Here is a 12,057-nt window from a genome sequence, read left to right as displayed (position 1 = left end):
TCTTTGAATTACCCGTTTTTTTTTGAAATAACTCTTCTTTTGCATATATCACTAATTAGTGATATAGTTATATTGAGGAGGCAAGATCATGCTTTATAAAACAGAAGATAAACTGGATTTGGCTCTTCTTATTGCTTTAAGTAGGGCCACACAGGCAGTGCATAGGAGATCAGCGGTTATTTTCAAGGAAGGGGATATGACCTTAGCCCAGTTCGCGGTTTTGGAAGCGTTGTACCATAAAGGAGATATGACGATCTATCAAATCATTGAGAGCGTACTTTCCACAAGTGGAAATATGACCGTGATCATCAACAATCTTGAAAAAGAGAACCTGATCCAACGCCATGCAAACCCCAAGGATAAACGGTCGTTTTTGATTGCAATCACTGAAAAAGGAAAAGATAAGATTGAAACCACCTTCCCGAAGCACCTACAAGATCTGAAGAATTGCTTCTCAATATATACTGAGGAAGAAAAGGATCAGCTAGTTAGTTTGCTTAGAAAAATTGTCTAATTAAGAGTAAATAAAATAAGAGTAAATTAAATGAAAATAAGGTGAAGATGAAATGAAAGATAAAGATATAGTAGAAATCGTTCAATTTACAGATCCTGTTTGTACATGGTGCTGGGGTAGTGAGCCATTGCTGAGAAAGCTCGAAACGAGGTTTGGTGATCAATTAAAGGTTAAATTCATTATGGGCGGGCTGGTCAAGGATATTAGAGATTTTTATGACGGCTTTAATGATATCGGGGGAGATGCCGAACACTCCAACAGGCAAATTGCCAAGCACTGGCTTGAAGCTTCGGCAAGGCATGGTATGCCGGTGCAAAGCGAGGGATTCAATCTATTCTCTAATGAAAATCCCTCTTCTTATCCTCAGAGCATCGCTTATAAGGCAGCACAGATGGAAAGTGATGAGCTTGCCGACAAATTTTTAAGACGAATCAGAGAAGCAACAGAAACTGAGGCCAGACAAACCAATCGTCTAGAAGTCTTGATCGAATTAGCTACAGAGGTTGGGCTTGATGTGGCGAAGTTTATCGAGAGATATACAGATGGCTCTGCTGAAAAAGCTTTTATGGAAGATTTGCAGCTTGTGGTCCGTTATGGGGTGCGAGGCTTTCCTACTTTTCTAGTCAAGTATGGTGAGAAAGAAGTGCTTATGCGGGGCTATCAGAATTATGAGGCTATTAAGTCGGTAATCAAGGCTGTATCGGCAGATAAGGTTAAAGAGTACAGCTCGGAAAAATCAATAGGAAATGTCATGACTTTTATTCAGAAATACGGCAAAGTGGCACCCGTTGAGATTCAAGAAGCCTTTGCTTACACCTCAGTGGAAATGGAAGCCCTAGTCAAGGATTTACAGGAAAAGAAAATGATATCTGTTATCCCGGCAGGAAATGGTCTCCTGCTCGAAGAGAAAAAACAAGGATTATTCTGCGATGAAGAAACCGGCGTTTGTAAGATGAATTAGAAAGGGATGTGTAGAATGAGTGAATTGAGAACAGTGCAGAAGATTACTCAAGGGGTGCGGGCTGTAGATGGGGCTGGGGTGAAGCTCGTTCGAGTGATTGGCTATCGTGACACGAAAGAATATGATCCGTTTCTGATGTTAGATGCTTTTGACTCAAGTAACTCTGAAGATTACATTAAAGGGTTCCCTTGGCACCCTCACAGAGGGATTGAAACCATTACCTACTTGATTCAGGGTGAAATGGAGCATAGTGACAGCCTCGGCAATAAGGGAGTTATCAAGGATGGGGATTGTCAATGGATGACTGCGGGATCTGGGATCATTCATCAGGAGATGCCTAAGCCGGCAGAACGAATGCTGGGAGCACAGCTCTGGTTAAATCTGCCCGCCCAAGATAAAATGACTCCTCCACAGTATGGGGATATAAAAAGCGAAAACATCCCTGTCCTTGAGGAAAACGGCAATAAGGTCCATGTGATCGCCGGAGATTATCTGGGCACCCCTGGGGCTTTTGCAGGGAAGCATGTGCAAGCCAATTACCTTGATGTGGAGGTCGCACCAAATAGTGAATGGTATTTAGATAGTCAAGAGGATTGGACACTTTTTATCTACATCGTTCAAGGTGCAGGTAAATTTGCACCAGACAGTGAGACGATCATAAATGAAAAGCAGGCAGTCTTATTCAACGAAGGGCGTAGATTCTGGGTTAAGGCAGGGGATAATGGGATTCGCTTCTTGCTTCTCACAGCTAAACCCCTCCACGAACCCATAGCCTGGGGAGGTCCTATCGTGATGAACACAAAGGAAGAGCTCAATCTAGCCTTTAAGGAGCTAGAAGAAAACACGTTCATCAAATAAATATTTTGATATTGCTATAAATTTCCCTTAGACAAAAGCTCTAAGGGAAATTTTTTGTGAAATATCTTGACGTCGTAAGATATTAAAGGTATATTTATTCATATACCATATACCCCCAAGGGGTAGATTTACCAAACGTAAATAACCTGAGATAGTGCTAATCATGTTTTGCACGAAGAAAGGAGGACAATAAAATGGCCTTGAGCCGAGAACTCAGGAGCAATAAAGAATCTTTTATAGAAATTGGTCGCTATATTAATAAGTGCAGGATACAAAGAAAGAAGTCAATTCAGCAGCTGAGTGTAAAGTTAGGAGTGAATCCTTCTTATCTGAGTGAGATTGAACGGGGAGAGCGAGTTCCTGACGATTATTTCATACGGAGTTTGAAAGAACACTGTGGACTTGATGAAAATTATATATTTAATTGTCTGGGTAGATCTCCATTGGTTGCTCGAGAAGAACTCGATCAGCATTTGGTTTTGCAAGAAACCCTGAAGGAAATAGGAATGTCCGGACTGTCCAAGGAAGAAAAAGAAATAATTTATCGTAAGTTTTATGAAATTGCTAAATCCATACTATAAATTACCAATTTAGTTCATCAAGGTTGGGAGCTATTCATATTTGAACCGCCTGAATTGGAGCCTAGTAATGTGAACTGAATGTGCAAGAATTGTGATACTTGGAGGAAGAGTGGAGGAGGCGGAGCTTAGATGTCGGCGTATATCCTAGAAAAGCTATGTCTTGGCTGTCAACGCTGTGTTCGCGCCTGTCCACAAAACTCAATTCATATGGTTGGCCATACGGCGCATGTCAACCCTGAACAGTGTATAGAATGTGAGGAATGTGTGGAGGTATGTATGCAGGGGGCAATCACCTTTCGAGAGGCTGAGCAAAATCTTCAAAGGCTAGAGAAGGAATTAGACGAACTTCGTTCTCGTTGGCCGGCTCATTCTGTCAAACCCGAGATGGTCAATCAACAAGAAGAATTAGAAGAAGAAATAGCGGATTTGAGAAAGCGACTAGAGAATAATTAAAATAGAGTAATTAAAGATTTTGAGGTGAACACGATGATACAAGTAACTGAAAAAGCAGCAGAAATGCTCAAAGATTTGATATCAGGACAAGATAATCAGCAAAATAAGTTGCTGAGGGTTTCCATGGGTGGCTATGGCTGAGGCGGGCCAAATTTTAAATTAACTCTGGATGAGTTAAAGAGGGAAAATGATATCATGGTAGAATCTCAAGAAATTAGGGTCGTTTATTCGTCCACATTCGAAGAATATCTTACTGATTCAGTTATTGATTATGCTGACGACTTCTATGGTCGAGGCTTTTATATTAGAGGGTCGGGGCTATCATCTTGTTAATTCAGAGATTCAACTTCATTTCTTATGGTGTTAATTAACTTAAAAAGTGAGCAGGTTCTTAATCATGTTGCTTAGTTAAATATTAGGTATTTACCCGGAAGCTTAGATATGCTGCCGGGTTTGTTTATGTTTTGGGGGTAGTAGCAGTAATAGATGCTGTTTTTAGGATTTTATTGTTTTCGTGCTACTGGAAGTTTTGTTAGAATATGTAGTTCAAATTAGAATGATTGAAGAGGAAATAAGAAATATTTGGAGAATCTACAATAATAAGTACTAATATTTCGACAATTTAACATTGCCTTTATCAAAATGCTAAAAACAGTATGGTGTGGAGGGATGTGAGTATGCAATGAAAAAGCTTGTACTTATTGTCGGTATTCTTTCTTTAAGTTTTGGTTTGCTGTTACTTACTAAACACCCAGCTTTGGGCCTGGATGGACCGGTTTTTTGTGGAAGCTGCCATGTCATGGAAGAACAAGTAGAAACCTATTTGCATTCAGCCCATCGCCTAGGCACAAAATGTGGTGATTGCCACGTGCCCCATAGCTTGGTTCCTGGAGCGATAAATAAGGCCTACACTGGGACCAAGGACTTTATTGGTGTACTTAGGGATAAAGATCCTTACACAATTGAGGTAAGTCCACTTGGCCAAGACATCATTCAAGAAAATTGTCTGCGGTGTCATGGCGATCTTCTTCATGTGGTAGGAGATACAAAAAGGGATGGGGGAAGGTTTTGTTTTGACTGTCATCGCGATACTCCTCATCTAAATTAAGAAGGAGGTAAAAGGTATGGAAAAGAGGTCTTTATCCGGAAAAGCCTTAGTTTTGATCATTTCTTTAATAGTGGTTTTGGTAGGGAGCATTGCCGTAGTCATCTGTATCTTTGACTCTAACAACCAAAAACTAAAGACGGAGCAATTAGGCCAAATTGCCGCGGATGAAGTAGATCCTGCCGTCTGGGGTCAATATTATCCAATGCATTATCAGTCCTATCTGCAAAATGGTGAGAACACGGAGATGCCTTCTCATTTTGAGACCAAGCCATATATGAAGATTCTGTATGCAGGGTTAGGCTATGCCAACGAATTTAATGAGCCAAGGGGTCATGTCTACACCTTAGAAGACATTCGGGCGGTTGATCCCTCCAGATATAAGGTAGGAGCCTCCTGCAATACCTGTAAATCAACCCAAATACCAGGGCTCATTGAGAAATATGGCGCAGAATATTATACATCTTCCTTTGAAGAGATTAATTCACAACTGGAATATCCCATCGGCTGTCTGGATTGTCATAACCCCGAAACCATGGAACTCAGGATTTCTCGTCCCGCTTTGATCGAGGCCTTTGCAAGGCAAGGCAAGGACATCACCCAAGCAACCAGACAAGAAATGAGATCCTTAGTGTGTGCTCAGTGCCACGTTACTTATTATTTTGAGCCTGGAACCAAAAAAGTGATGTTCCCATGGGACAAGGGAGTGAAAGCAGATCAGATACTGGAGTATTTTGATGAAAAGAACTTTAACGAATGGAAGCATCCTGATGCAGATACGGGTTTAGTAAAAGCAAGGCATGCTGAATATGAAGTCTTTCAAGGTAGTACCCATGAATCAGCTGGACTAGCTTGCGCAGATTGCCATATGCCTTATATGAAGATGGGTAACACGAAGGTCAGCTCACATTATTGGACAAGTCCTTTGAAAAATATTGAAGAAAGCTGCGGTGTCTGTCATCGCGAAGGTGCTGAGTGGTTAGAGAGTCGCGTCGATGATATCCAAGCCAAGACCAAGGAAATTCAGGATATCGCCGGAGAAACCATGGTGCAAGCAGTCGAAGAAATTGCCATCGCTCGCCAAACACCAGGTGTCAATGCGGATTTACTTGCTCAAGCCCAGCAAATGCATCGCGATGGTCAATGGTATCTGGATTATGTTATGGTCACCAACGGCTATGGCTTCCATAATCCGATGGAATCCATGAATAATCTAGGTAAGGCGATTGACTTTGCCCACCAAGCCATACAATTAGCGAGGGATGCGACAGGAGGGAAAACATGATGAAACGTTGGATTTGTAAGGTTTGTGGCTACATTCATACCGGTAATGAACCCCCTGAGCGTTGTCCCCAATGTGGTGCGCCGAAAGAGGAGTTTAGACTCCTTGAAGAAAGTGAAAGTGCTGTAGAGCAAATTCAAGCAGATCTCCCCGCGGAGTTTAGACAGGAAGTTGATGTTTTGGTTGTGGGGTCTGGTGCAGCTGCCTTCTCCGCCGCCATTACGGCAAAGAATGAAGGGTGTTCGGTTATCATGCTGGAAAAAGCCAGTGAGATAGGGGGCACAACCAGACGATCTGGCGGTGGCTTCTGGATACCGAACAATCGTTTTCAACGTAAGCATGGAATTGTCGACAATCGGGAGGAAGCCCTCAAGTACATGGTTCGTTATTCTTACCCCCACTTATATCAGCCCGAGGCAAAGCGCTACGGTGCTCCCCAGAACGAATTCGCCTTAATCGAGGCCATGGTGGATCATGGGGCTGAGATGACCGAATACCTCGAGAATATCGAGGCCTTTAAGCTGATTGAACAAATTAACTGGACGGGAAAGCTCCAGGTGGATTATCAGGATCACCTGCCGGAGAATCGTTCGATCCGTGGACGGGTATTGTTTACCCAGGACGAAAAGGGTGAATTGACATATGGCTATGCTCTGATCAATAGCTTTAAAGCCTGGGCTGAGAAAAATGATATTCCTATCTTAGTTGATCACCGAGTTACGAAAATACTCCAGGATGAATCGGGACGGGCCGTTGGATTGGAAGCTAGGACTAAGGGGAAATTGGTTAGCTTTTCTGCGAAGAAAGGCATAATATTTGGTTCCGGTGGCTACTCACATAATCCGGAATTGATGTTGCATTTTCAGAGGGGTCCGATCTTTGGGGGCTGCTCTGCACCAACCAACACCGGTGACTTTATTCGCCTAGGTGGGGCGATCGGTGCAAAGCTAGGGAATATGAGTGGTGCTTTCCGTGCCCAGAGTGTCTTTGAAAGCGTCTTGGAGAACCCCGATGGCTCGAATAATTTGTTTTTTATTCCCGGTGACGGTGTGTTGGAAGTCAACCGCTACGGCAAGCGGGTCATGGATGAGAAGAGGAACTATACAGATCGTGGTATGGTGCATTTTGTCTGGGATCCCAATCGTGCTGAGTGGACGAACATGTTGCTTTTCATGGTTTTCGACCAACGAACGGCCGATCTTTGGCAGGGTGATCCCCCGTACCCGATGGCTGGCAGTATAGCTCCTTACATGATTGTCGGTAACACCCTTAAGGAATTAGGCGTAGCTATCTCGGCTAGATTAGAACAATTGCAGAGTAAGACTGGTGGCTTCACCTTAGATGAGCATTTTAACGAGTCCTTTGTGGAAACTGTCCAGACCTTCAATGAATACGCTAAAAACGGTGTCGATCTCGATTTCAGGCGCGGCGATTTTGCTTATGATCGAGAGTGGACTACCTACCCGCCCACAAAACCTGGCGTCCAGTGGCCGACTGATATGAATAAAAATTATACCATGGCCCCCCTGAGTGAAGAGGGACCATATTACGCGATCATACTGGCCTCGAGTACCCTGGACACCAACGGCGGGCCGATGATTAATTCGCACTCCCAAGTATTGGATTACGAAGGCAAGCCAATCCCCGGCTTGTATGGAGCAGGGAACTGCATCGCCTCCCCTACAGGTAATGCCTACTGGGGGGGTGGTAGTACAATTGGTCCAGCCTTAACTTTCGGTTATCTTGCCGGACTTCAGGTATCAAAATCATAGTCTGAGGTTCATTTTCTACTAAGGGACCATAGGGGTGCAGGTAACTGTGCCCCTTATTAGTTAGCATTTTCATGAGTTTATGGCTATTCTGTCTGAAAGTATTGGTTCTTAGAAAGTTGTTTCTTATGGATCGAATATAGGTATAATAATTCTAAAGACAGTGTTGAAAAGAAAGTGAGATGGATAATATGAGTAATGTCATAAAAATTTTAGGGATCAGCGGAAGTTTGCGTCGAAATTCATATAACAGTGCTGCTTTAAAAGCTGCCCAAGAGTTGCAGCCCGAAGGGGTGTTTATTGAAATCGCTGATATTTCGCAGATACCTTTTTTTAATGAAGATCTCGAAGCAGAGGGTGTCCCCTCGGTCGTTGAGGAATTTAAAAAGAAAATAGTTGCTGCCGATGCTTTATTGATTGCCACCCCGGAATATAATTACTCGATTCCACCGGCTCTAAAAAACGCTCTTGACTGGGCTTCGCGGGCAGGAAGGCCCTTGGATGGGAAGCCCCTGGGGATTATGAGTGCTTCTACGGGAATGCTTGGCGGGGCGCGTGTTCAATATCACCTCCGCCAGGTTTGTGTTGGGCTTAATCTTCAGCCCCTAAACAAGCCAGAGGTCTTCATCATGAATGCCCATACGAAATTTGACAAAAACGGCACACTTAATGATGATTTTACTCGTAACGCCATCTCCAAGCTAATACAGGGATTAGTAAGCAAAACCTTACAGCTGCAGAAGTAAGTGCAAAAATTATAGATTGCTAATTGTTGGAATCATAGAGGAATTGTGAAAAAAATCGAGAATATTAATGAAAGATATTAGAAATATTTATCACATTGATCATGAAATATTATGCACAAATCTACAAAGAGAAAAATGGGGGTATTAAAGGAATGGATTCAATTTTTTTTGCAGCACTAACTCCAGGAATGGCTGAAGCCACAAAGCAGGTAATGCATGAGCTGAATTTATCTTTTCCCATCAAAGTAGTAAGCTTTGAAGAAGGCCCAGAGGTGGTCAAAGCTAATTCTCATGTGGATGTCATGATTAGTAGAGGTCTTATGGTAGATTTAATGAAAAAGTACACGGATAAACCAGTGGTAGGACTGACCATGACGATCGACGAGATCTTCGAAGCAGTCAATCGACTAATCATTAGTGGAGCAACCAAAATTGGGGTTGTAGCACATCAAGGATATATAGAAATGGGAAATTCGGATTTTGCCTTAGGGGACTTGACGATACATATTCGACCCTGGAATACCCTAGAGGATATACCCAGAATTCTAGAACAGTTGAGAAAAATAGGAGTAGACGCAATTGCGGGAGATAAAGGTGGCTCTACAGCGGCGAAGGAACGGGGGTTTGTTGTAGATACTCTCGAGTCAGGCTTAAATGCCATGAGAAGGTCAATCAATGAGGCCTCAAAGATTGCTAAGGCTCAAGAACGAGAGCGTGAGAAGGAACGGGAGAAGTCACGCCGATTTGAACAAGTGCTGAATGTGCTTTACTCTGATTTGGAACAATCAGCTTCTTCTATCCAGGAATTAACGGCATCCTCAGAGGAGCTGGCCGCTTCAAGTCAGGAATCCTCTGATATTGCCCTCACAGCCGCCCGGGAAGTGAATGGTATTTCCGAAATATTAGATGTGATTCGACGAGTGGCACAACAAACTAATTTATTGGGTCTTAATGCCGCCATCGAGGCTGCACGGGCTGGCGAACATGGTAGGGGCTTCTCGGTCGTTGCGGAAGAAGTTCGTAAGCTTGCCGATGAGAGCAACAAGTCGGCCAGAAATATTGATGAGATGCTTAATCGCTTTCGCGAGTCGGTCAATCTGGTCCAGAAAAATGTTGAGGAGAGTAATGTAATTACTCAGGAACAGGCAAAGGCCACCCAACTTTTAGCACAAAAGTTGGATGAACTTAGGCTAGTAGGTGAAAAACTTAATTCTATGGTAGGATCAAACTGACGATGAACAAGAAAAAGGCTTAGTAATGAACTTAAGGGCATTCTTAAGCCTTTTTCTTTACACTATTTTCAATCTCAGTTGTGAAGCCAATGTAGCCATAAATGAAATAGTTGAGTATTTTAGATAAAGGAGGCTATTGCGCATATAAAAAAGAAATTTGTAAAATATTTAGTTTATTTCTGAAATGTAAGAGGTTAATGGAAGTCGATGCAGAATTATATAGGTAGAAACTAAATAGAATTCAATTAGGGGGATGTTCACAATATTATTCTGAAAGGAAGTAATGCCAATGGAGCAGAACGTAAAACCTTTTGAGAAGTTTTTTTCCGGGAATCATTTGATTCTGGGCGAGGCAGGCTCTGGAAAAACAAAGTTAATATGGTCTATCCTTCAGGACAAAGAGTATGTCAAAGAGAATTCGATCAACATTGTGCTTACAGACTCTGAGAAGAGGATGTGGGAAGAGTCGCGTCAAAATCCCGTTACAATTGTAAATCCATATGATTCAGATATTTCTTGGGCTACCAATCCGAGCAAGCCAGGTGTGTATTATTGTGCTTGTGGGTATGTTCCAAGAATTATTACTTTTCTGGAGTGTTTGGCTACCTGGGCCATTCAAAATGAAAACAGCATGGAACACAAAGTACGCGTTTTTATTGACGTCTCCTCAAAGACCTGGGCTCTTCCTGAATTCACTGAGCAAGTCAATAGACTACATTTCATAGCCTTCAATCAGGACGAAGCCTCTTCAATCGAAATTTGGGCCGCGCTAGGAAGTCTTAAGAAATTGACTGATCAGGCTAAAGCTATGTTTGCCAGCATTAATCTCGTGCTGATGGACCCAATCTCTCCGGCTTGGATCAATGAGATAAAAGATACCGTAGGTACGAAATGCGACAGTCTTCAGGAAAAATTAGCAAAGATCAAGAGCGGGGGAGAAAAAGGATACTATTACGCACCTTGCAATGGTTGCGATCTCTATTTCCAGTCGCAATTCAATAAATGCTAAAAACCATAAATAAATAAGAACCACAAAATGAATTAAAACCACCTGCCTATAAGGGCAGATGAATAGGGTAGGCTGATTCAATCAGCCTACCCTATTGCTTTTTAACGTTCTTGATCTTGCATCGAATAGCCATCTCGCTTAACATCACTCATACTTACAGAGTCATCTTTTGCGTCAACCTTCATCAGCCTTTTAACTACTCCATAAGGCACCTGCAAGGAAAGTTCATCCCCTCTCCCGGAGATAACCCATAAGGTTTTATACCCCTTAGGTAAGGTTTGGAGCTTCTCTTCGCCACGACCATCAGTAAAATAGATTAACAAGTTAACCTTATGCTCATTGGCATATTCAAAAACCGGGGTAAATCGTGTGCCACCTCGGGTATTGATTCGCTCTTTAATATCCTTTGCCGATTTGATAGTATAGACGCGTCTGATCTCGCTATCACATTCGACAATTGTGATTTCGTGATGATAGTTTCTAACAATAGCAAGGACTTCCTGTACGGCCTGATTGAATTCCAGATCGCTGATGCTACCGCTGATATCTAAGGCCACAATGATGTTAGCCTTATGGCTCCTGAGTTGACCTCTTAAATCTAAGCGCTGGGGTTGTCGTCTATTTCGGCGGGTTACAGTCTTCTTGTTATTGCTTTCCACAGATCCCATCAAGCGTTTGAGATAAAGGTTCCAAGGCAACTCCCCCTTGTTATTTTTAAAGGAAGAGATTAGGTTTTCTAAATAATTGGGAATGCTGCCTTTCTGGGCCTGAGCAATATACTGCTCAGTAAATTCTTGCAGGGTTTTAGCATCGATCTCACTGGAATCCTCCCAAAGGTCATGGGTTTTGGCAGGATCATAGGCGGTAGCTATCGCATTAATCAGCTGGTAATCAGCGGCTTCAGTATCATGGCGATCCTCGTCTTCTTCAAGATCACTTTCATCCCTAGATTCCTCATCCACTGCCAATAAGTCCAGAGCCGTTTGTAGCTCTTCAACATAATATTCGAAGGTCTTGAAAGGCAAAAGCTGTAAAGAATAATTCAGATTAACCCATTTCAGAGTCACCGAATAGGGGGGGAGATCCTCTAAAAATGTGTTTACGACGATATTCATGGCCATGTTGATGGCAGTTTTGCTGTGGGTTCCCTTGAATTCTTTGGCTCTAATGAGATGTAGGGATATGATGTGGAGAATTTCATGCTTGATGGTGCTCTCCATTTGCAAGAGTGTAAGATCTAAAAAAATGATGGGATTAAAATAAATGATATATTTAGCCCCTTTGAAATTTACTGCTGTAGGACTGCTGATATCAAAGCGTATTTCTTTAGACATCTGCAACAAGAAGTAGCCAAAAAAGTGATCCCCGTCCTCCATTAGACTCAAATTCACCTGATCCACAAGGCTGAAAAACTCGGCCTCAAACTCAGGGGGGATGCTTAGCTTGGCCTGCTCGCCATAGTTGCGTTTTGCTTGGATAAAGCTACTGATGACTAAATCGGCTTTTTGGTTAAGCTCTTGTACTTGGCTAGCAAAGGTTGTTTCCAT

At 42.6% G+C, this 12,057-nt stretch carries 12 protein-coding genes; 11 read left to right on the top strand and 1 reads right to left on the bottom strand.

Annotation, left to right across the window (positions count from 1 at the left end; all coding sequences use genetic code 11):
- Positions 1-88: 88 nt before the first annotated feature.
- The 11 genes from AAC978_RS04675 to AAC978_RS04625 all read left to right on the top strand — a co-directional run bounded on the left by AAC978_RS04675 (position 89) and on the right by AAC978_RS04625 (position 10,510).
- Positions 89-514: a MarR family winged helix-turn-helix transcriptional regulator gene (locus AAC978_RS04675; RefSeq protein ID WP_341546848.1), complete on the top strand. Its 426-nt coding sequence runs from the start codon at positions 89-91 to the stop codon at positions 512-514.
- Between the two features lie 52 nt (positions 515-566).
- On the top strand, positions 567-1,475 hold the full coding sequence (locus tag AAC978_RS04670) for a DsbA family protein (RefSeq protein WP_341546847.1): 909 nt from the start codon (positions 567-569) through the stop codon (positions 1,473-1,475).
- Positions 1,476-1,490: 15 nt separating this feature from the next.
- Positions 1,491-2,333, top strand: a complete 843-nt coding sequence (locus AAC978_RS04665; protein WP_341546846.1) for a pirin family protein — start codon at positions 1,491-1,493, stop codon at positions 2,331-2,333.
- Positions 2,334-2,527: 194 nt separating this feature from the next.
- A complete protein-coding gene (locus AAC978_RS04660) occupies positions 2,528-2,914 on the top strand; it encodes a helix-turn-helix domain-containing protein (protein WP_341546845.1) in 387 nt (128 codons plus the stop codon).
- 129 nt (positions 2,915-3,043) lie between these two features.
- Positions 3,044-3,367, top strand: coding sequence for a DUF362 domain-containing protein (locus tag AAC978_RS04655; protein ID WP_341546844.1), 324 nt, complete (start codon positions 3,044-3,046; stop codon positions 3,365-3,367).
- Positions 3,368-4,049: 682 nt separating this feature from the next.
- Positions 4,050-4,475, top strand: a complete 426-nt coding sequence (locus AAC978_RS04650) for a NapC/NirT family cytochrome c (RefSeq protein WP_341546842.1) — start codon at positions 4,050-4,052, stop codon at positions 4,473-4,475.
- A 16-nt stretch (positions 4,476-4,491) separates the two neighbouring features.
- Entirely contained in the window at positions 4,492-5,757 is a 1,266-nt protein-coding gene (locus tag AAC978_RS04645) for an ammonia-forming cytochrome c nitrite reductase subunit c552 (protein WP_341546841.1), read from the top strand.
- Entirely contained in the window at positions 5,754-7,526 is a 1,773-nt protein-coding gene (locus AAC978_RS04640) for an FAD-dependent oxidoreductase (RefSeq protein WP_341546840.1), read from the top strand. Before AAC978_RS04645 ends, AAC978_RS04640 begins: the two co-directional genes overlap by 4 nt.
- A gap of 188 nt (positions 7,527-7,714) precedes the next feature.
- Positions 7,715-8,269 (top strand): NADPH-dependent FMN reductase, encoded by a 555-nt coding sequence (locus AAC978_RS04635; protein WP_341546839.1) that lies wholly within the window; start codon positions 7,715-7,717, stop codon positions 8,267-8,269.
- A 152-nt stretch (positions 8,270-8,421) separates the two neighbouring features.
- Positions 8,422-9,501, top strand: coding sequence for a PrpR N-terminal domain-containing protein (locus AAC978_RS04630; protein WP_341546838.1), 1,080 nt, complete (start codon positions 8,422-8,424; stop codon positions 9,499-9,501).
- A 289-nt stretch (positions 9,502-9,790) separates the two neighbouring features.
- Positions 9,791-10,510 carry a hypothetical protein gene (locus AAC978_RS04625; RefSeq protein WP_341546837.1) on the top strand — a complete coding sequence of 240 codons (720 nt, stop codon included), beginning with the start codon at positions 9,791-9,793 and terminating at the stop codon, positions 10,508-10,510.
- A gap of 101 nt (positions 10,511-10,611) precedes the next feature.
- On the opposite strand, the gene AAC978_RS04620 is transcribed toward AAC978_RS04625, so the two are convergent.
- Positions 10,612-12,057 carry a vWA domain-containing protein gene (locus AAC978_RS04620; RefSeq protein WP_341546836.1) on the bottom strand — a complete coding sequence of 482 codons (1,446 nt, stop codon included), beginning with the start codon at positions 12,055-12,057 and terminating at the stop codon, positions 10,612-10,614.

Source organism: Desulfitobacterium sp. THU1, from assembly GCF_038181555.1.
Lineage (GTDB): Bacteria > Bacillota > Desulfitobacteriia > Desulfitobacteriales > Desulfitobacteriaceae > Desulfitobacterium.
Note: the sequence above shows the minus strand (reverse complement) of the source record. Positions and strands in the feature narration are given on the sequence as shown.